Source organism: Herbidospora sakaeratensis (assembly GCF_001570525.1).
Lineage (GTDB): Bacteria > Actinomycetota > Actinomycetes > Streptosporangiales > Streptosporangiaceae > Herbidospora > Herbidospora sakaeratensis.
On sequence record NZ_BBXC01000007.1, the window covers coordinates 1,347,779 to 1,366,589 of the forward strand.

26 protein-coding genes and 1 riboswitch are annotated in these 18,811 nt (G+C 72.8%); of the genes, 16 read left to right on the forward strand and 10 right to left on the reverse strand.

The window, feature by feature from the left end; translation table 11 throughout:
• Window positions 1–44: 44 nt before the first annotated feature.
• Both AW271_RS05700 and AW271_RS05705 read left to right on the forward strand, forming a co-directional pair.
• Complete coding sequence (locus AW271_RS05700; RefSeq protein WP_062332711.1) at window positions 45–722, forward strand: winged helix-turn-helix transcriptional regulator; 678 nt, start codon at window positions 45–47, stop codon at window positions 720–722.
• Between the two features lie 48 nt (window positions 723–770).
• On the forward strand, window positions 771–1,160 hold the full coding sequence (locus AW271_RS05705) for a hypothetical protein (protein ID WP_062332714.1): 390 nt from the start codon (window positions 771–773) through the stop codon (window positions 1,158–1,160).
• Here AW271_RS05705 and AW271_RS05710 read toward each other — a convergent pair.
• Entirely contained in the window at window positions 1,138–1,938 is an 801-nt protein-coding gene (locus AW271_RS05710) for an SDR family oxidoreductase (protein ID WP_062332717.1), read from the reverse strand. The two genes, AW271_RS05705 and AW271_RS05710, sit on opposite strands and share 23 nt — an antisense overlap.
• A gap of 39 nt (window positions 1,939–1,977) precedes the next feature.
• Window positions 1,978–3,129 (reverse strand): CobW family GTP-binding protein, encoded by a 1,152-nt coding sequence (locus tag AW271_RS05715; RefSeq protein ID WP_062332720.1) that lies wholly within the window; start codon window positions 3,127–3,129, stop codon window positions 1,978–1,980.
• A gap of 76 nt (window positions 3,130–3,205) precedes the next feature.
• On the opposite strand from AW271_RS05715, the gene rpmG reads away from it, so the two are divergent.
• Genes rpmG through rpmF form a run of 4 tightly spaced genes read left to right on the forward strand, consistent with a single transcriptional unit; the run spans window position 3,206 to window position 4,072 of the window.
• On the forward strand, window positions 3,206–3,370 hold the full coding sequence (gene rpmG / locus AW271_RS05720; protein ID WP_062332723.1) for a 50S ribosomal protein L33: 165 nt from the start codon (window positions 3,206–3,208) through the stop codon (window positions 3,368–3,370).
• Window positions 3,367–3,603: a 50S ribosomal protein L28 gene (gene rpmB / locus AW271_RS05725; RefSeq protein ID WP_062332726.1), complete on the forward strand. Its 237-nt coding sequence runs from the start codon at window positions 3,367–3,369 to the stop codon at window positions 3,601–3,603. The genes rpmG and rpmB overlap by 4 nt, the downstream gene beginning before the upstream one ends.
• Window positions 3,603–3,902, forward strand: coding sequence for a 30S ribosomal protein S14 (gene rpsN, locus AW271_RS05730; RefSeq protein ID WP_062332729.1), 300 nt, complete (start codon window positions 3,603–3,605; stop codon window positions 3,900–3,902). The genes rpmB and rpsN overlap by 1 nt, the downstream gene beginning before the upstream one ends.
• 2 nt (window positions 3,903–3,904) lie before the next feature.
• A complete protein-coding gene (gene rpmF / locus AW271_RS05735) occupies window positions 3,905–4,072 on the forward strand; it encodes a 50S ribosomal protein L32 (protein ID WP_062332732.1) in 168 nt (55 codons plus the stop codon).
• Window positions 4,073–4,094: 22 nt separating this feature from the next.
• Here the strand turns inward: rpmF and AW271_RS05740 are convergent, their stop codons facing one another.
• Window positions 4,095–4,895: an NAD(P)H-binding protein gene (locus tag AW271_RS05740; RefSeq protein ID WP_062333178.1), complete on the reverse strand. Its 801-nt coding sequence runs from the start codon at window positions 4,893–4,895 to the stop codon at window positions 4,095–4,097.
• Window positions 4,896–4,947: 52 nt separating this feature from the next.
• On the opposite strand from AW271_RS05740, the gene AW271_RS05745 reads away from it, so the two are divergent.
• Window positions 4,948–5,469, forward strand: a complete 522-nt coding sequence (locus AW271_RS05745; RefSeq protein ID WP_062332735.1) for a TetR/AcrR family transcriptional regulator — start codon at window positions 4,948–4,950, stop codon at window positions 5,467–5,469.
• On the opposite strand, the gene AW271_RS05750 is transcribed toward AW271_RS05745, so the two are convergent.
• Window positions 5,429–5,800 (reverse strand): winged helix-turn-helix transcriptional regulator, encoded by a 372-nt coding sequence (locus AW271_RS05750; RefSeq protein ID WP_062332737.1) that lies wholly within the window; start codon window positions 5,798–5,800, stop codon window positions 5,429–5,431. The two genes, AW271_RS05745 and AW271_RS05750, sit on opposite strands and share 41 nt — an antisense overlap.
• Window positions 5,801–5,849: 49 nt before the next feature.
• Here AW271_RS05750 and AW271_RS05755 point away from each other — a divergent pair, with 49 nt between their 5' ends.
• Window positions 5,850–6,530, forward strand: coding sequence for an alpha/beta fold hydrolase (locus AW271_RS05755; protein ID WP_062332740.1), 681 nt, complete (start codon window positions 5,850–5,852; stop codon window positions 6,528–6,530).
• Here AW271_RS05755 and AW271_RS05760 read toward each other — a convergent pair.
• Together AW271_RS05760 and AW271_RS05765 are read right to left on the reverse strand one after the other, a co-directional pair.
• On the reverse strand, window positions 6,496–7,425 hold the full coding sequence (locus AW271_RS05760) for an alpha/beta fold hydrolase (RefSeq protein ID WP_062332743.1): 930 nt from the start codon (window positions 7,423–7,425) through the stop codon (window positions 6,496–6,498). The genes AW271_RS05755 and AW271_RS05760 overlap by 35 nt on opposite strands.
• Window positions 7,426–7,434: 9 nt before the next feature.
• Entirely contained in the window at window positions 7,435–8,043 is a 609-nt protein-coding gene (locus AW271_RS05765) for a TetR/AcrR family transcriptional regulator (protein WP_062332746.1), read from the reverse strand.
• A 69-nt stretch (window positions 8,044–8,112) separates the two neighbouring features.
• Here AW271_RS05765 and AW271_RS05770 point away from each other — a divergent pair, with 69 nt between their 5' ends.
• The 5 genes from AW271_RS05770 (at window position 8,113) to AW271_RS05790 (ending at window position 13,677) form a co-directional block, all read left to right on the forward strand.
• Window positions 8,113–8,820, forward strand: coding sequence for an SDR family NAD(P)-dependent oxidoreductase (locus AW271_RS05770; RefSeq protein ID WP_062332749.1), 708 nt, complete (start codon window positions 8,113–8,115; stop codon window positions 8,818–8,820).
• Window positions 8,817–9,182: an SgcJ/EcaC family oxidoreductase gene (locus AW271_RS05775; RefSeq protein ID WP_062332751.1), complete on the forward strand. Its 366-nt coding sequence runs from the start codon at window positions 8,817–8,819 to the stop codon at window positions 9,180–9,182. Before AW271_RS05770 ends, AW271_RS05775 begins: the two co-directional genes overlap by 4 nt.
• A gap of 35 nt (window positions 9,183–9,217) precedes the next feature.
• Complete coding sequence (locus tag AW271_RS05780) at window positions 9,218–9,859, forward strand: hypothetical protein (protein WP_157553909.1); 642 nt, start codon at window positions 9,218–9,220, stop codon at window positions 9,857–9,859.
• A 10-nt stretch (window positions 9,860–9,869) separates the two neighbouring features.
• On the forward strand, window positions 9,870–12,491 hold the full coding sequence (locus AW271_RS05785) for a DUF7825 domain-containing protein (protein ID WP_062332754.1): 2,622 nt from the start codon (window positions 9,870–9,872) through the stop codon (window positions 12,489–12,491).
• A 106-nt stretch (window positions 12,492–12,597) separates the two neighbouring features.
• Complete coding sequence (locus AW271_RS05790) at window positions 12,598–13,677, forward strand: cellulose binding domain-containing protein (RefSeq protein WP_062332756.1); 1,080 nt, start codon at window positions 12,598–12,600, stop codon at window positions 13,675–13,677.
• 48 nt (window positions 13,678–13,725) lie between these two features.
• Here the strand turns inward: AW271_RS05790 and AW271_RS05795 are convergent, their stop codons facing one another.
• Window positions 13,726–13,986, reverse strand: a complete 261-nt coding sequence (locus AW271_RS05795) for a DUF6343 family protein (RefSeq protein WP_083976099.1) — start codon at window positions 13,984–13,986, stop codon at window positions 13,726–13,728.
• Window positions 13,987–14,086: 100 nt separating this feature from the next.
• Between AW271_RS05795 and AW271_RS05800 the strand changes: the two genes are divergently transcribed.
• Window positions 14,087–14,779 (forward strand): type 1 glutamine amidotransferase domain-containing protein, encoded by a 693-nt coding sequence (locus tag AW271_RS05800; protein WP_062332757.1) that lies wholly within the window; start codon window positions 14,087–14,089, stop codon window positions 14,777–14,779.
• Here AW271_RS05800 and AW271_RS05805 read toward each other — a convergent pair.
• A complete protein-coding gene (locus tag AW271_RS05805) occupies window positions 14,772–16,010 on the reverse strand; it encodes an MFS transporter (RefSeq protein WP_062332760.1) in 1,239 nt (412 codons plus the stop codon). The two genes, AW271_RS05800 and AW271_RS05805, sit on opposite strands and share 8 nt — an antisense overlap.
• A gap of 57 nt (window positions 16,011–16,067) precedes the next feature.
• Window positions 16,068–17,072, reverse strand: a complete 1,005-nt coding sequence (locus tag AW271_RS05810) for a helix-turn-helix transcriptional regulator (RefSeq protein WP_062332762.1) — start codon at window positions 17,070–17,072, stop codon at window positions 16,068–16,070.
• 94 nt (window positions 17,073–17,166) lie between these two features.
• On the opposite strand from AW271_RS05810, the gene AW271_RS05815 reads away from it, so the two are divergent.
• Both AW271_RS05815 and AW271_RS05820 read left to right on the forward strand, forming a co-directional pair.
• Complete coding sequence (locus AW271_RS05815) at window positions 17,167–17,562, forward strand: RidA family protein (protein WP_062333184.1); 396 nt, start codon at window positions 17,167–17,169, stop codon at window positions 17,560–17,562.
• Window positions 17,563–17,632: 70 nt separating this feature from the next.
• Window positions 17,633–17,700, forward strand: a riboswitch (guanidine-III (ykkC-III) riboswitch).
• A gap of 13 nt (window positions 17,701–17,713) precedes the next feature.
• Window positions 17,714–18,037, forward strand: coding sequence for a DMT family transporter (locus AW271_RS05820; protein ID WP_062332764.1), 324 nt, complete (start codon window positions 17,714–17,716; stop codon window positions 18,035–18,037).
• Here the strand turns inward: AW271_RS05820 and AW271_RS05825 are convergent.
• Window positions 18,012–18,800, reverse strand: a complete 789-nt coding sequence (locus tag AW271_RS05825) for an SDR family NAD(P)-dependent oxidoreductase (RefSeq protein ID WP_062332767.1) — start codon at window positions 18,798–18,800, stop codon at window positions 18,012–18,014. The genes AW271_RS05820 and AW271_RS05825 overlap by 26 nt on opposite strands.
• Window positions 18,801–18,811 lie beyond the last annotated feature (11 nt).

Here is an 18,811-nt window from a genome sequence, read left to right on the forward strand (position 1 = left end):
TCTGCAAGTGAACTTCTGTCGAGAAAGTGAGCTATCATTTCTGCATGACGCGTCGCGACTACGGGCAGTACTGCGGCCTGGCCCGCGCCCTTGAGATCGTGGGCGAACGATGGGCCATGTTGATCGTCCGCGACCTGCTCGTCCGCCCCCTCCGCTACACCGACCTGGTCGAGAGCCTCCCGGGCATCCCCACCAACGTGCTGGCCACCCGGCTGAAGGAGCTGGAGCAGGCGGGCGTCGTCGAGCGCCGCCTCGCCCCCGCGCCGAAGCGCGGCGTGCTCTACGCGCTGACCGCCGCCGGCGTCGACCTCCAGCCCGCCCTCCTGGCCCTCGGCCGCTGGGGCGCCGGCCAGATGGGCGAGCCGCAGCCCGGCGACATCGTCCGGCCCGAGCTGATGACCATCACCTTCCGCGCGGCCTTCGACGCCGAGGCCGCGTCGGGCCTCCACGCGACCTGGGAGGTCCACGTCGCCGACGTGGTGCTGCACCTCGTCGTGGCCGACGGAGATCTCGTCTCCGGCGTCGGCCCGGCCCCCCGCGAGCCCGACCTCGTGATCACCTTCCGGCCCGACGGCCCGCCCTCCTTCCGGGCCCTGATCAGGGCGGCCAGATTGGGCGAGGTCGCCCTCACGGGCCGCGCCGAGCTCCTCGACCCGTTCCTGCGCGTCTTCTCCCTCGTGCCCGTTACCCGCGACGTAATCGCGGCTCCGCGCGGCGGCTGACATCGTTCGGGGTGTCGGCACGTCCCCTTTCCGCCGGAGGAGCCCGAGATGACCACCGTCACCGACCGCACGAAGTTCCTGCGCCTGGCGCTCCTCGGCGACGCCGTCGTCACCGGCGGCAACGGCCTGATCTACCTCGCCCTCGCCGGCCCCGTGAGCTCCCTGCTCGGCCCGGAGGCCGGCCTGCTCCGGGGCATCGGCGCCTTCCTTCTCGTGTACGGCCTCGCGGTCGGCCTGCTGTCCACGCGGCGCCCGATCAGCCCGGCCGGGACCACGGCGGTCATCACCCTGAACGTGTTGTGGTCGCTGGGCAGCGTCGCCGCCGTGCTCGCCGGCGCGGTGGCGTTCACCACCGTCGGCGCCCTGTGGGCCGTCGCCCAGGCCGTGGTGGTCGCGGCCTTCGCGGCGCTGCAGGTCACCGGCCTGCGAAGGTCGTAGCGAGCCAGTCCCGGTACGACAGCGGCTCCCGCCCCAGCAGGTCCCTGACCGTCGACGTGGCCGGGTGGGGGGTGCGGTGCCACGCGGCGAAGATCTCGATCAGCTCCTCCCCGTGCCCGGCCGCCCGCCAGCGCTCCCGGGCCTGCTCCTCGCCCAGCTCGGCGAACTCCAGCCGCCGTCCCAGCACCTCCCCGATCGCGGCGAGCCGCTCGCGGGCCGTCAGGGCGGCCGGTCCGGTGATCGTGTACGACCGCCCCGCGTGCCCGCCGTCGATCAGGATCCGGGCCGCGACCGCGCCGACGTCGGCCTCGTGCACGAACGCCACGGGCACGTCCCCGAACACCTCCTCGACCCGGCCTTTCTCGATCTGAGGCGACCACTGGAGGGTGTTGGCCATGAAGTCGGTCGCCTCCAGCCGGGTCCACTCGACCGGCCCGGCCGCGAACGCCTCCTCGACCGGCCCCACCCGCCCGTTCCACAACAGGGCGACCCGCCGGACGCCCGCCTCGGCGAACAGGGCGACCAGCTCGGGGCCGGTGGCGAGGGTGGCGTAGTCGTCCCCGCCGGTGGTGAGCAGGTGCACGCCCACCACGCCGCGTAACGCGGCGCGCAGCGATTCGGGGTCGGTGAGGTCGCCGCCCGCGACCTCCACCTGCGGCGGGAAGGCCGCCTCGCCGGGGTGGCGGGTCAGGGCGCGCACCCGGTGGCCCTCGGCGAGCAGCGCGTCGACGACGTGGCGGCCGGCCCGGCCCGTCGCCCCGGTCACGAGAAACGTCATGCGCCCGAGGCTACGAACCGCCCGCCCGCGCCGCCTCGGTCAACGGTCGGAGCCGAGCCTCGGACTTTCGGCCGGTTCCAGGAGGGGGGCGAACGGGTCGTCGTACCGGGCCCAGGCCGATGAGCCCGCCACCGCCTCCTCCGGGGTCAGCAGGCACGCGTCGAGCGTGGCGTGGACGCGGTCGCGGTCGAGGTCGGGGCCGATGAAGACCAGGTGCTGGACGCGGTCGCCGAGCGGGCCGGTCCAGTCGAGGGCGGCGGCCGCGCGGCGGGCGGGGGAGACCAGGTCCCAGGCGGCCTCGGGCAGCGCGGCCAGCCACGGGCCGGCGTCCTCGACGGCCATGCCGCCCGCGACGGCGTCCCAGCCGAGCAGCCGGTCGGGCCGGGTGGCCAGCCAGAACCGGCCGCGCGAGCGGACCGAGGTGGTGACCAGGTCGTCGAGGGCCTCGAACAGCCGCCCGGGGTGCAGCGGGCGCAGGCGGTGCCACACGACGGTGGTGACCTCGCCGTCGCGCGCGTCGCACGGCAACACGGCGGTGGCGGGGTCGACGCGTTCGGCCAGGGTCCGGGTGTCCAGGGCGGGGCCGGTCACCTCGGGCAGGCCGTCGGCCACGGGGGTGGCGGGCGCGAGGTGGGCCAGCAGGGCACGCGACAGGTCGTGGTCCTCCTCGTCCCCGCCGTACAGGACCAGAGCGGTCGCGTACTCCGTCTGCCGGGCCAGCACCTCGGCCAGGTGCCGCCGGTCGCCGCCCGTGCCGTGGCCCGTCTCCGACAACCGCTCGCCCCGGACGATGTCGACCGGCAGCCGCGCGGCGTGCAGCGCGGTCGCCACGCAGGTCAGCCGCAGCGCCTCGGCCGCCTCCTCGGTGTCGAGCGCCTCGGCGACCGCGCGCGGTTCGACCGCGTCCCACAGGTCGACGACCAGCAGCGACGCGCTCGGCGCACGCCGGATCAGCTCGGGCAGCAGGTCCTCCCTGACCGTGCAGGTGACGCACCCGTGCGCCAGCCGCACCTCGGCCCGCTCCAGCACGCCGGAGACGTCGCGGACGGTGCGCTCGACCCGGCCGGAGGCGACCTCGCGCAGGTCGTGGTGGACGGCCACCGCGCCGGGGTGGGCGGCCAGCAGACGGTGGACGGTGGCGGTGCGGGCCCGGCGGTGCAGGCCGGCGACCAGGACGACGGGGGTGGTCATGGCGGACCTCTCGAGTAGCGAATGAAAACAATTATCATTATCATCGCATGGACACGCCTCCAGGAAGGACCCGGCCTTGGCCAGGAACGAACTACGCCCGGTGATCAAACTCCGCTCCACGGCGGGCACCGGCTACACCTACGTGACCCGCAAGAACCGCCGCAACGACCCCGACCGGCTCACCCTCAGCAAGTACGACCCGATCGTGCGCCGCCACGTCGCGTTCCGGGAGGAACGATGAGCGCCCGCTGCCAGCTCACCGGCGCGCAGCCGGTCTTCGGCAACCGGGTCTCCCACTCCCACCGCCGCACCCGCCGCCGGTGGGACCCCAACATCCAGAGCCGCCGCTACTGGGTGCCGAGCGAGAACCGGCACGTCCGGCTCACCCTCAGCACCCGTGCGATCAAGACCATCGACAAGATCGGCATCGAGGCGGCCGTGGCCCGCATCCGCGCCAGAGGAGAGAGGATCTGATGGCCAAGAAGAGCAAGATCGCCGCCAACGACCGCCGCCGCGCCGTCGTCGCCCGCTACGCCGCCCGCCGCGCCGAGCTCAAGGAGCTCGTCCGCGTGGGCACGCCCGAGGAGAAGGCCGCGGCGGCCCGCGAACTGGCCCGCCAGCCCCGCGACGCCAGCGCGACCCGCGTGCGCAACCGCGACGCCGTCGACGGCCGGCCCCGCGGCCACCTGACCAAGTTCGGCCTGTCGCGCGTCCGCTTCCGCGCGATGGCCCACCGGGGCGAACTGCCCGGCGTCACGAAGGCGAGCTGGTGACGATGGCCGTCCCGAAGCGGAAGACCTCCCGCAGCAACACCCGCCACCGCCGCGCCCAGTGGAAGGCGGCGGCCCCCGACCTGGTCCCGATCGTGGTCGGCGGCGAACGCCTCCTGGTGCCCCGCCGCCTGGTGGCCGCCTACCAGCGCGGCCTGATAGCGGTGCGCTAGAACAGCGTCCTTCGCCGCCCGTCTACCCGAGGAACTCCCGCAGTGGGCGCGCCGGGCGGCCCAGGATGTCGGCGACGGTCGTCGTCGTGGTGGCCCAGCGGCCGTCGCCGATCTGGGCCATCAGCAGTGCCAGGTCGCGGGCCGCCTCGGCGGGCAGGCCGCGTTTCCCGAAGTGTTCGGCGCCCTCCTCGACGGACATGTCCACGTATCGCACCGGTCGCCCGAGCGCGCGGGTGAGTTCGGCGGCGATCTCGTCGTGCGTCGGCGCGGCCGGGCCGGTGAGTTCGTAGGTCGCGTTCTCGCCCACGGGGCGGGTGAGCAGCGCGGCCGCGACCGCCGCGATGTCGCGGGCGTCGATGTAGCCGACCGGGCCCCGGCCGTACGCGCCGAAGATCCGCCCCTCGTCGTCGACGTCGCCCGCGAGGTTCTGCATGAACCCGACCGGCGCCAGGATCGACCAGGGCACGCCCGACGCCGTGAGGTGGTCGTCCACCTGCCCGTGCAGGCCCGAGGCGAGCAGCCCGGCCGGCGTCGCGCCGCGCACGGACACCGTCACCACCTGCGCCGCGCCCCGGGCCGCCGCGTGGTCGATCACCGCCCGGTGCGCCGCCACGAAGCCGGGCCAGATCGAGCTGTTGAGGAAGAGCCGGTCGCCGGGCCCGACGGGAATGCTCTCCGGCCGCTCCAGGTCGCCGACCACGTGCTCACAGCCGAGGTCCGCGCCCTGTTCCGGCCGCCGCACCACCGCCAGCGCCGCGCCGCCGAGTTCCCCGATCAGCGCGCGCCCGATCGTGCCCGTCGCGCCCGTCACCACGATCGCCATGACCATCTCCTATAGTAAGCGGAAGCCGATCGTCCACTTAGGAGCGTCTCACATGCGCGCCGACGCCCGCCGCAATCGGGACAAGATTCTCGAAGCGGCTCGTGATGTGGTGGCCGAGCGCGGCCCCGACGTGCCGATGGAGCTGATCGCCCGCCGGGCGGGGGTCGGCGTGGGCACCCTCTACCGCCGTTTCCCCGACCGGAACACCCTGCTCGCGGCGCTGGCGGAGCAGTACGTCCACGAGCTCATCGACGCCCTCGGCGAAGCCGCGTCGGCCGGGCCCGACGCGTGGGCGGCCGTGCGCGCCTTCGTCGTGCACGCCGTGGACGAGGGCCGGGGCGCCGTCGCGGCCGCGCTGGCCGGGACCTCCGCGCCGGAGGCGAGAGAGGCGCTGGTCGAGCGGCTCGACGTGCTGGTCGGTCAGGCGCAGGCCGACGGCGCGATGCGGTCGGACGTCGGCACCGGCGACGTCATGGACCTGCTCAACGTCTTCGCCTGCAACCCGGGCGTCATCCCGGAACGTTTCCTGCCGCTCATGCTCGACGGTCTGGGGCGGCGTTCTCCTGGAAGGTGACGATCGCGTCGCCGTGCGACCTCGCCCAGTCGGTGAGCACCGCGATCGGCTCGACGAGGGTCAGCCCCAGCTCGGTCAGGCTGTACTCGACGCGTGGGGGAGCCTCGGCGTAGGCGTGGCGTTCGACCAGGCCGTAGCCCTGCAACCGGCGCAGCGTCTGGGTGAGCACCTTGCGCGAGACGCCGCCGACGAGGTCGACGAGCTCGCCGTGCCGGCACGGCCCCCGGCTGAGCGCGAACAGCACGACGACCGCCCACTTGGTGGTGATGATCTCGATGGCCAGCCGGGCGGGGCAGTCGGCGAGGAAGACGCTGCCTGCGGAATCATGCACGCGCCGAAAGGTACCAAAAGGTTCCTAACGGATCTCTAGCGTCGAGCCCATGAAGACCTTCCTGCTCGTCCACGGCGCCTGGCACAGCGGCCGCGTCTGGGACCGCGTCGTCCCCCTGCTGACCGAAGCCGGGCACCGCGTGCTCGCCCCCTCGCTGACCGGCCACGGCGACAAGGAACACCTGCTCGGCCCCGATGTGGGCCTCGACACCCACGTCGCCGACGTCCTGGCCGTCCTCGCCGACGAGGACCTGACCGACGTGGTCCTCGTCGGGCACAGCTACGCCGGGATGGTGATCTCCGCCGTGGCCGGCCTGGCGCCGGAGCGCGTCTCCGCGCTCGTGTACGTCGACGCGATGATCCCCGCCGACGGCGAGAGCGTGCTCGACGTCATGCCCTTCACGCAGGGCCTCATCGACGCGGCCGGCGGCTGGCGCATCCCGCCCATGGGCGGCGATTTCGGGGTGACCGACCCCGCCGACGTCGAATGGCTGCGCCCGATGCTCTCGGACGAGCCGGTGCGCTGCTTCCAGCAGCCGGTGAGCCTCGACGAGGCGGCCCTGGCGGCCATCCCGCGGACCTGCGTGCACTGCGTCGGCGACGCCCCGGAGGGCGTCGCCCGCCGCGTCCCGCCCGGGGCGCGGGTCTGGGAGCTGCGCAGCGGCCACGACTGCATGGTCACCGTGCCCGGGGAGCTCAGCGGGCTGTTGCTGAAGGCCGCGTCAGCATGAAGTCGCGCAGGCTCGCGGCCAGCCGGTCTTCGGCTTCGAGCGCGAGGCTGTGGCCGCACCGGTCGAAGACGTGCTCCCGTTCGACGCCCTCGGACACCGCGCGCATCTGGTCGGCGACGAGCGCGCCGAAGAACTCCGTCGCGCCGACCGTCATGATCGGCAACGTCAGCCGGGTCTGCCGGAGCTCCGCGTTGATGCGCGCGTTCGCCAGGCCGGCGCGGTAGCTCTCCAGGCATCCGCGCAGCCCGCCGGGCGCCTTGAGGCAGCCGATCCACTCGGCGATGGCCTCTTCGGAGACGGCGTAGGGGTTGTAGGTCTCCGCCTTGATCCAGTACTCCCAGAACTCCCGTTCGTGCCCGGTGATCAGCATCTCCGGGATGTGCGGGAGCCAGAAGAACGGCGGATGCCACAACCAGACGCCCTGCCGCCGGTACTGCGCCGAGACGTGGTCGGGCGTGAAGGCCGTCCACTCCTCGAACCCGCCGCCGGAGAGCAGCATCTCGCCGAACGACAGGGTCCTGATCCGCTCGGGACGGGTCGCCGCGAGCACGTAGCCGTACTCCGCGCCGCGGTCCTCCCCGTGGACGTGGTAGCTCGCGTGGCCGAGCCGATCCATCAGTTCGGCCACGTCGGCCGTGCTGGTGAGGCTGTCGTAGCCCTCTTCGGCCGGCGGTTTGTCGGTGTGGCCGAAGCCGCGCAGGTCGGGCGCGACGACCGTGAAGTGCTCGGTCAGCAGCGGGATCAGTTTGTACCAGTAGAAGTGGTTCTTCGGGGTGCCGTGGAGCAGCAGCAGCGGTTCGCCCCGCCCGGCGGTCACGTAGTGCATGCGGATGCCGTTGACATGGGCCCGGCCATGCGTGACCGGGTCTCCCCGATGGTCGTACGTCTCAGCCACTCCCGAACGTTACGTCTCCGCGGTCTCGGCGACCTGGAGGAGGCGCAGGCTGTTGGCCCAGAGTTGGTCGAGCTGGCCCGGATCGTTGAACAGTTTCGCGAACAGGACCGTGCCCTCGATCTGGGCGACGATCGACTTGGCCGCCCCGGGCGCGTCGATGGCGGTCAGCTCGCCCTGCGCCTGGGCGGCCTCGATCGAGCGGCGGATGAGGTCGACCTGCTCGTCGAAGATCGTGCGCAGTTTCTGGCGCATCGGGTCGTCGCCGGTGCTCAGTTCGAGGCTGAGGTTGCCGAACAGGCAGCCGGAGACGATGCCGGCGTCGTTGAGCGAGGCGGTCTGCACCTCGACCGTGAACGCGAACAGGTCTTTGAGCCGGTGGACGAGCGGGCGGTCGCCGTCGAGGATCGCCTGCCAGCGGCCGCGCTGGGAGTTCCACTGGAGGTCGATGATCTCCAGGGCGAGCGCCTGCTTCGACTCGAAGAAGTGGTAGAAGCTGCCCTTCGGCGTGCCCGCCTGCGCACAGATCTCCGCGACGCCGATGGAGCCGTAGGAGCGGCGGGAGAACAGGTCGGTGGCGGCGGCGAGGATCCGCTCCCGAGCGTCTGACGTTCGGCCCATCTTGCAATTATACGACCGGTCGGCTAAAACGGAAATGTCAGTAGTAGACCGACCGTCTAGGAGCAAGTCATGGCAGATCAGCGCGTCGCCGTCATCACCGGGGCCTCGCAGGGCATTGGAGCGGCCCTGGTGGCGGCGTACCGGGAACTGGGCTACGCCGTGGTGGCCACCTCGCGTTCCATCGAGCCCGCCGACGACCCCGAAGTGGTCGCGGTGCCCGGCGACATCGCCGAGCCCGCCACCGCCGAGCAGGTCGTGAAGACCGCGCTGCACCGGTTCGGGCGCGTCGACACCCTGATCAACAACGCGGGCGTCTTCGTCGCCAAGCCGTTCACCGACTACACGCACGAGGACTACAAGAAGGTGATGGACATCAACGTCGGCGGCTTCTTCCACCTCACGCAGCAGGTCATCGACCCGATGCTGGAACAGGGCGGCGGCCACATCGTCAGCATCACCACCACGCTCGTCGAGCAGGCCAACTCCGCCGTCCCCTCGGTGCTGGCCTCGCTCAGCAAGGGCGGGGTCGCGGCGGCCACCAAGTCACTGGCCATCGAGTACGCCTCCCGCGGCATCCGGGTCAACGCCGTGTCGCCGGGCCTGATCGACACGCCGCTGCACAGCGGCGGCGACCCCGACCAGCTCGCCCAGATGCACCCGATGAAGAAGATCGGGCACATCAGCGACGTCACCCACGGCGTGCTCTACCTGGAGCGGGCGCCGCTCGTCACCGGGGAGTTCCTGCACGTCGACGGCGGCCAGAGCGCGGGCCGATGAGCGAGGAGGTCTTCGCGGGCGTGCTCGCCGTCTGGAAACACGGCATCGACGTCCACGACCCCGACGAGATCGGCACGGTGTTCGCCGACGACGCGCTGTTCCAGGGCGCCCACCCCGAGCCCACGCGGGGCCGCGCCTCGGTCGTCGCCTACTACGACGGCCAGCCGGCGGGCCTGCGGGTCGACTACGCGATCATCGACGCCCGCCGGTCGGCCGACGACGTCGTCACGGGCTACGCGGCCGCCGACTTCACCTACGCCGACGGCGAGGTCGTGCGCCGTCACGTGACGATGGTGCTGGAACGCCACGACGACCGGTGGCTCGTCGGCCACTACCACGTCTCGCTGAAGCCGCCGGAGTGACGTAACCGTCACCGGAGCCTGTCACGATCACGGACATGCTCCTCATCGTCCGACGAACGGCCGCCGGAGCGGCGGCCGGAGTGCTCGCCTTCGGCCTGGTCCTTGTGGCGACAGGGCTGGTCCCGCACCTGAGTCCCGTCACCGTCTACGGGTTGTTCACCCTGGTCTACGCCGCGCTTCCGGCGGGCGCGCTCCTGGCCTGGCCGCTCCTCTGGGCGTTCCGGGTGCGGCCCGCGGGGTACGCGGCGGTGCTCGGACTGCTGATCGTCATGGTGGCGGGCTATCTGTACCTTCAGGTCGGCGACCTGGAGATCCTCCCGTCGGCCCTGGTCGTCGCGGGGGCCTACGCCGTGGCGGCCCTGCTCACCGCCCCGGGACTGGGCTGGCGGCTGCCGTTGCTCGCCCCCGACCTGGCCGATCACACGCTGGAGGTGGTGGACGTCTCCCCGGGCTTCCTGCACTACCGGCTGGTCGCCGCCACCGGCCCGGCGGTCGAGGTGACGATCTGGCCACCGGGCTTCGGCGGCCTGGAGGGCCGGATCGTCGAACGCCGCGACGCCACCGTGGCGATCATCGCCGGTCCTGACGTGCCCGAATCGGTGATCGAGACGATCATGTCGACCCTCGCCCCCCGGCCCCGCCTCTTCCGTGGCGATTCTGTCGGGGAGGGCCGCTAGAGTCCCCGGCGTGAACGCGTGGGAGCAGGTCGGGAAGTACATCGACGCCGGTGACGACGCCGGGCTGGCCGCCCTCGCCGGGTCGCTCACCGACGCCGACCGCAGGGCCGTCGCCGACGAGCTGCCCCGCCATGCGGCCTCCCGGCCGCGCGCCGAGGTCGCCGGACGGGCGAGGGCCTTCCGGGTCGCCGGGGCGGCCTGCTTCTCCGGCGCCGCCCAGGTCGCCGCCTGGCTCGACCGGCGCGAACTCCGGCTGCCACAGTGGCCCAGAACCGACGCCGAGCGCGTCGCCGAGATCCTCCGGCCGAGAGACGAGCGGTGGCGGTGTGACCTGGCCCGCCGTCTCGTCACCGGGCTGCGGCCGGGCGAGCGCCGGGGCTGGCAGAACGTCGACGGCCAGCCCGGCTACGACCTGGCCGCGCGCCTCGTGATCGAGACGGGCATCGAGCCGCCCGGGAACGACGCCTTCGTCGTCGGCTGGTTGTGGGACGTGTGCCACCGGTTCTGGCAGGGCGGAGGGCTCGGCCTGCTCCGCGACGATCCGCTCCTCGACGTGCTGACGCCCCGGGTGTTCACCGCCGAGGGCGTCGCCGCGCCGCTGATCCACGACGGGAAGTGGAACGGCGCCTACGACAAGACCACCGTCATCGGCGCGCTGACCGCCCTCGCGGACGAGGGGCGGCTCGACCGGCGCATGCTGCTCGACGGGTGCGTGTCGCGGTTCCTGACCCACGGGCACGACCGCGACATCGAGCCGTTCACCCTGTTATGGGAGCGGCTGCGCCCCGAACCCGCCGAGATCCCCGCGATCGACCTGGTCAGGGTGCTGCCGGTCGCCGCGCCGCCGCTCGCGGTGCTGGCCGTCGGCGAACTGGCCCGGGTCCCGCTCGACGCCGGCCTGTTCGCCGAGGCCGTGGGGGCGCTGGCGTTCCGGCCCGAGAAGAGACACGTCACCACCGCGCTCCAGTGGATCGCCCACGCGCGGCCCGAGGAGGCCGACGGCGCGCTCGCGGCGCTGGCGGTCGTCTTCGATCAGCAGACCCCGGCGCTGCGCGACCGCGCGGTGCGCCTGGCGCTCACGCTCGCCCCGCACGCCTCTCCCGAGACGGCCGTCGTCGTCCGCGAGGCCGCGTCGGGGCTGCCGCCGGAGCTGCGCGCCCGGGTCGCCGACGCGTTCGGGGCGGTCGAGGCGGAGCCCGCCGAGGTGCTGACGCCCGGCGAGCTGCGGGTGACGGGTGGGTTGCCCGCGCTGCCGCCGGCGATCGGCTCCCCGGCCGAGCTCGCCGACCGGGTGGGCGACGACGGGCCGTCCCACGACCCCGCCGAGGTCGAGCGGATCATGGCCGCGCTGGTGGCGTTCAGCCATGACGACCGCGAGGCGACGATCGCCGCCGTGCGGCCGTGGGCCGAGGGGGGCTGGGGGCGGCTCCGCCCCATCGATCACTACTACCTGGCCCACCACCTCGACGTGCTGCTGACCCAGTGCGCGCTCGCGCTGGTGAACCCGGCCGAGAGCGCCGAGTTGTCGGGCCGGATCACCGGGTATCTGCCCCACTCGCCCGACCAGGGCACGCCGTTCGACCGCTTCACCCGCGACCGGGTGCGCGAGGTCGTCGCGCTGCTCGAATCGGGCCGCACCATCCCCCTCCTGCTGGCCACCCCGACCGAGCCCACCGGCCACGTCGACGCCGCGACACTGGTCGACCGCGTGACGCGGCTGGGCGACGCCGAGCCGCTGCCGCTCGACTTCTGCCAGGCCCTGCTCCGGCTGCCGCGCACCGTCGACCCGGCCGTGCGGGCCCGCGCCGATCGCCTGACCTCCCCGGCGGGCCGGCGGCTGGCCGCGTGGTTGCGCGACGGCGGGCTGGCCGACCCCGAGGTGACCTGCTCCGTCGAGACCACCCTCGATCCCGACTGGTTCGAAGACCGGGAGATGTCGGCCGTGCACGCCCGCGTCCGGCCGTCCGCTCCCGGGCTGCCCGATCCGGTCGCCGCGTTGTGCACGCTCGGGCCGGGCGACTGGAACCACCACTCCGGCGAGACCCGGTGGTGGCCTGCGGTGCTGCCGTCCCACCGCGAGGTGGTCGCCGCCCACGTGCTCGAATGCTTCGTCGCCGGCATCCGGTCGAACGAGGCCCGGGTGTCGACGCTGCGGGCGCTGGTCCAGGGGAGCGGCCCGGTCGGGCGCGCGACGGCGAGCGCCGTCACGATGGCGCTCGGCCACAAGGACCCCGAGAAGCGCGACCTCGCCGTCGAGGCGATGAAGATCCTCGCGGTACGCGGCGAGCTCGCCCCCGCCGACTTCGGCTGGGCCCTCGGCCAGCTGGCCGGGGCGGGCGCCGTGCCGCTCAACCGGGCCACGCCCGCCCTCGAGGACCTCGTCTTGTCGGGAGCCCATCGCGAGACGTGGGCGCTGCTGGCCGAGGCGCTGCCGCTGCTGCTGCGCCGCCCCGGGCGGCCCGTCCACGGGCTGGCCGGCCTGCTCGACGTCGCGGTCAGGGCGGCCGTGCTCGCGGGCGCCCGGGGCGAGGTGCCGGGGCTGGCCGAGGCGGCGGCCCGCAGGGGGGCCAGCAGGGTGACCGACACGGCCCGCCGTCTCCTCGACACGCTCGGCGCACCTCAACCGCATTAGCGCAGGTGAGGGCGGGCGTCTGAGAGTTTCACGGGCGACCTGCGCTTCCTCTGCCGCGAAGGGGAGATCGCTGGCCTGTCGACCAGCGGGGGCGGAGCATCCGGGCATGAGACTGCGCTTGTCCCTGATCGCCGGAGCGTTGCTCGCGATCATCACCCCGCTCCCGGCCCTCGCGGCCGATACGACCCCGCCGTCCCGCCCCGGCGGCCTGATGTCCTGCCCGCCGCCGAGCTCGCAGGGCGGCATGGTCGGCATCTGCTGGACGCCGTCGACCGACGACAGCGGCTCGGTGGCCGGATACGACGTGTACCGGCTCACCTCGACGGGGTTCGTGAAGACCTCGTCGCCCACGAGCAGCCCCACCATCGTCGGCGGCCTGGTGCTCGGCCGCTCCTACTCCTTCTACATCGTCGCCCGCGACCTGTCGGGCAACGTGAGCGCGCCCTCGTCGTTCATCACCCTGACGGCGACCACCGGCATGCAGACGCCCACGCCGTCGCCCGAACCCGGCGACACCCGGCCGCCGACCCAGCCGCAGAACGTGCGCGACGGCTGCCTGTGGGACTTCCCCGGCACGGCTTTCTGCTGGGACGCCTCCACCGACGACGTGGGCGTGGTCGGCTACGACGTCTACCGGGAGACGATCGGCGGCTGGCTCAAGGTCGGCACCGCCGGCACGCAGTACCGGATGTTCAACGAGGGCGGCCTGGTCACCGGCCAGTACTACACCTACGCCGTGGTGGCCAGGGACGCCGCGGGCAACGTCAGCCCGCCGTCCACGCCCACCCCGATCCTGGCCCGGCAGGGCCTGCCCACCCCCAGCCCGAGCCCGAGTCCCAGCCCGAGCCCGACGCCGACGGCGGGCCCGTGTGAGGTCGGCTACGACAGCGCGATGTGGACGACCGGCATGGCCGTGTGGATGTCGGTCAAGAACACGGGCACCACGCCCGTCAGCATCTGGAGCCTGGAGTTCGACTTCCCCGACGCCGGACAGCGGTTCGTCTCGGGGCACAACGCCAACTGGTCGCAGTCGGGCCGCCACGTGACCGCGCGCAACGTCGCCTGGAACGCCCAGATCGCGCCGGGCGCGACGATCAACCTCGGCTTCAACGGCGCCCACACGGGCCTGAACCCCGAGCCGACGGCCTTCACGCTCAACGGGATGAGCTGCGTCGTCAAGCCGTGACCGGCCGCGCGCCGATGTCCGACGCCACCCCGGACATCGGCGCCCGCGTCACCGGGCGCGCCGCCGCCGGACCACGACGACCAGGTCGGCGATCGCGATCAGGGCCAGGACGGCCATGATGATCCCCAGGACCATCAGGCCGATCACGAAGGCCGCCACGGCCAGGGCGCCGCAGACGATCAGGCCGAAGATCGCCAGCACCATCCGGAGGCCGAGCGCGCTGCGCGGCCGTTCGGACGTCGGCGAGAAGGTCTCCCAGAACCTGTCGCCGATCTTCTTCCGGTCGATGAGAACCTCCCTCCCGTCCACGTTAACCAGGCACCCGATAACCGGGCAAATGTGACGTAGTGCATAAAGTGGCTGGTGGAAGACCTGTACCGGCCACGATCAGGACGGGGGGCGGTCGCCCATGGCCAGGTTGCTCTTCATGATGCCCGCGGCGTCGTACTGGACGCTCAAGGACGGGACCCGGCACGCCACCGGGTACTGGGCCGAGGAGTTCGCGGCCCCCTACCGGGCGCTCACCGAGGCGGGGCACCGGATCGTGGTCGCCACCCCGGGCGGGGTGATCCCGACCGTCGACATGATGAGCCTGCGGCCCGAGATGGCGGGCGGCGCGCAGGCGGCGCTCGACCTGGAGGCGACGATCCGTCAGGCCGAGGAGCTGCGGCAGCCGATCCAGTTGTCCGGCGCGCGGCTGGAGGACTACGACGCCGTCTACTGCCCCGGCGGGCACGGCCCGATGGAGGACCTGTGCGCCGACCCCGACGCGGGGCGGCTGCTGACGGCGGCGCTGGCCTCGGGCAAGCCGCTCGCCATCGTCTGCCACGGGCCGGCCGCCATGCTGGCGACCCGGTTCCGCGGCGAGTCGCCGTTCGCGGGGTACCAGGTCACCGCGTTCTCCAACGAGGAGGAGGAAGGCGTCGGGCTGGCGTCCCAGGCCCGGTGGTTGCTGGAGGACGAGCTGATCAAGCTGGGTGTCGACTTCACCAAGGGCGAGCCCTGGAAGCCGTACACGGTCGTCGACCACAACCTGCTCACCGGGCAGAACCCCGCCTCGGCGGAGGTGCTGGCCGAGCAGCTGCTCAAGGTCCTCAACTAGCCGGTACGTCGTCGTGGGCGATGTGCATGAGCTGCCGCCACAACACGACCAGGAACACCAGCGAGCCGCCGAACGCGAACCAGAACGGGGCCGCGACCCCGAACTGGGTGGCCAGCACGCCGCCGATCAGGGAGCCGACGACGAGACCGGCGTACACGCAGACGGTGTTGACGCTGCCCACGCGGCCCTGCAGTTCGGCGGGGACCGCACGCTGACGGACGGTGACCGAGGTGGTGCCCCAGATGAACGCGTGCGCGCCGAACACCAGGAAGATCGCCCCGGCCACCCACGGGGAGTGGGTCAGGGCCAGGCCCAGGTGGGTGAAGGTCTCGATGACGAGCCCGATCCGCATCAGCGCGCCGAGGCTCACCCTGCGGGTGATCGCCCCGTAGAGGCCGGTGCCGATCAGGCCGCCGACGCCGCCGATCGTGGTCATCAGGCCGAAGCCGAGGGCGCCGAGGCCGAGTTGCTCCTGGGTGTAGAGGACCAGCACCGACCAGGCCGCGCCGAACGTGAAGTTGAAGATCAGGATCGTCAGGGCCAGCGTCCGGACGGCGGCGTGCCGGGCCGTCCAGCGGAAGCCCTCGACCAGTTCGCGCAGCCCGTTGGGCTTGCGGCCGCCGGCCTGCCGGGGATGCGGCGGCAGGGTGAGGCGCGAGACCAGCACGATCGCCGCCGCGACCAGGAGCAGCTGACCGGCGAACGGCCAGGCCAGGCCCAGGCCGAACAGCGCCGCGCCGACCGGCGGCCCGGCCAGTTGGTTGAGCGTGATGAACCCGGTGCCCAGGCGGGCGTTGGCGACCACGAGGTCGTCGCGGTCGACCAGCATCGGCGTGAGCGTGGCGGTCGCGTTGTCGGCGAAGACCTCCGCGACGGCCCGCAGCGCGAGCAGCGCCAGCGCCGCCTCGACCGTCACCCGGCCGGTCGCCATCAGCACGACGAGCAGGACCAGCACCAGCGCCCGCGCCGCGTTGGCGGCCAGCACGATCCGCCGCCGGTCGTGGCGGTCGGACAACACGCCCGCGTACAGGCCGAACAGCAGGGGCGGCGCCCAGGCCACCAGCGCCGACAACGAGATCATCAGCGGGTCGTCGGTCAGCGACGCGACCAGCAGCGGGCCCGCGGCGGCGGCGATGCCGTCACCCAGGTTCGTCAGCCAGCTCGACGCCAGCAACCACCGGAATCCGCGCCCGAGACGCGCGGGCAGCACCCGCTCCACAACTGTGACCACGGGCGCAAGACCATACGTTCCGGAGAAGACCGGCGGCAACGCGTTTTCGGCGCCGGATCAGGCCGGCGGTCGGGGCCGGGCGGGCGGAGCCGTGACGGAGCCGTATTTTCCGGCGAGCGCGACGGCGCGGTCGTGCAGGGCGGCGCGCAACCACGGCGGCGCGAGGGCTTCGGCACCCGCGCCGAGCCGCCACAACGCCCACACGGCGTGCCGGGAGTCCTGGAAGGCGACCTCCAGCCGCAGCCGCCCGTCGGGTTCGGTCTCCTCGGCGAGCACGGCCAGCGCGGTGCCCGCCAGCTCCTCCCGCCGCGCCGCGTCGAGCACGACCAAAACGGTGACCTGGTCGCCGCCCGCCCGGAAACGGGTGCCGCGCTCCTGCCAGGCCCGGTCGAGGTCGACGCGCTCTGGCCGCTCGGCCGCGTCGGCGAGCTCCTCGACGGCCGCGATGCGCGACACCCGGTAGGTGCGGTCGGCCCCCGACCGCGTGGCCAGCAGATAACCCTTGTCGCGCACGGTCACCAGGCCGATCGGGTCGACCGTGCGCCACTGCGGCTCCTGACCGGCGGGGGCGTAGTGGATGCGCAGCTTGCGTCCGGCGAGCACCGCGCGCAGCACCCCCGCCACGACCGCGTCGGGCGCCTCGTCGTGCACCAGCCGCCGTGACAGCAGATCGGTCTCGGGGTCGATGAGCAGCCGCTCGGCCGCCCCGGCGGCGGTGTCGCGATAGTTGTCGGGCAGCGCGTCGACCACCTTCAGCATCGCCGACGCGAGCGCCGACCCCAGCCCGAACGCCTGCGCGCCCCGCCGCGACCCCGCGATCAGCAGTGCGAGAGCCTCGTCGGGGGTCAGCCCGGTGAGCTCGGTACGGAACCCCGGCAACAACACGAACCCGCCATGCCTGCCCCGCTCGGCGTAGACCGGCACCCCGGCCGCCGAGAGCGCCTCGATGTCGCGCAGGACCGTGCGCGTCGACACCTCCAGCTCCCGGGCCAGCGCCGACGCGGACAACCGGCCATGCCGCCGGAGCAGCAGCACCAGGGAGACCAGCCGGTCGGCACGCATACGCCAACCCTAGGAGCAATACACGACAGAGGATGTCGTGATTCGGCGGGAGGCTCGATCCACACAGACGAACGAACGGAGCTTTCTCATGGCGATGCGGCGCACGGCCGTCAACCCGGTGACGTGGTCGGCGGACCTGGGCTTCAACCAGGGCGAACTGGTCTCGGGTGAAACGCGGACCCTCTACCTGTCGGGCCAGACGGCGATGGACGCCGACGGCAGACCCCAGCACGCCGACGACCTGGCCGGGCAACTGGCGCTGAGCCTCGACAACGTGGAGGCGGTGCTGGCGGAGGCCGGCATGTCGCTGGGGAACCTGGTCAGGCTGAACGTGTACACGACCGACGTCGACCTGCTGTTCCGGCACTACGGCGTGCTGGCCGCGCGGCTCGGGGCGGCGGGTGCGGCGCCGGCGACGACGATGCTCGGGGTGACGCGGCTGGCGATCGCGGGTCAGCTGGTCGAACTGGAGGGAACTGCGGTGGCGTGACGCGCCGCACCATCGGGTCGGCCGGGTTGTGAGATGTGGGAATCATCCGCGTAACACGGCCGTTGACCGGAATGCGGCCCGCCGACGGGATCCGCCCGGACGAGACGCGCCGTACCCGGACTGCCAAGACGACGCTCCGAAAGGAGCCGTCATGGCCTGGATCCTCCTCATCGCCGCCGGTCTGTTCGAGGTCGCGATGGCCTACTCGCTCAAGCTCAGCGACGGGTTCTCCGTGCCGGTCCCCGCCGTCGCCTTCGCCGGCTTCGCGATCCTCAGCTTCGGCCTGCTGGCGGTCGCGCTGAAGAGCCTCGACGTCGGCACCGCCTACGCCGTCTGGACCGGCATCGGCGCGGTCGGCACGGCCACCCTCGGCATGATCGTGCTGGGCGACGACGTGAGCCCCTTGAAGATCGCGTCGATCGTCCTCATCCTCGCGGGGGTGGTCGGCCTCAACCTGGCCGGCGCCGGTCACTGAGGGCCCGGACGGTCTCCTCGAAACGGCGCGCCTCGTCCACGTCGACGGCGTGGGCGAGGCGCCGGCCTCTGCGCCACATCGTGAGCGGTTCGGCCGGTGGGCGGTCGACGAGGGCGGCGATCGGCGGGATCGCCCGGGACACCGGCTGGGCGAACACCGCCGACGCCGCCCGCACGATGCCGCGCAGCGGCTGCCTGAAGGGCTCGTGCAGGCCCGTCGCCACGAACACCGGGTTGTACAGGACGTATCTCACGCGTTCGGCGACATAGGCCGCCCCGAGCAACTCGCCGGCCCTGGCTCCCTGCATGGTCGCGGTCAGCGGGCGGTAGCTCTTCGTGAGCTGGAGGTCGTCCCAGTGGATGCGGCCGCCCTGGCCGGCGCCGCACAGGTTGACGATCACCGGGGCGGCCGCCCGTTCGAGCGGGCCGCGTAGTCCTTCGGCCAGCACATGGCGGTTGAGCACGTAGAGGGCGAAGGTGTGCTCGAAGCCCTCTTCGGTGACCACCCGCACGGGGTTGAAGCGGAACGCCGCGAGGATCAGGGCGTCGATCACGGGGTGCTCGGTGGCCAGCCGGTTCACCAGGTCATGAGTGTGGCGCAGCGAGCTGAGGTCGCATCTGACGAACCGGATGCCGGGCGTGTCCTCGTGGGGGCGGCTTCCGCTGGCCACGACCACGACCTGGTCGCCGCGTGCGGCGTGGTGGTGGGCCAGGGCCTTGCCGATGCCGTGCGTGCCACCGGTGATGACGATCGTCCGAGTCATGACTTGAGAGC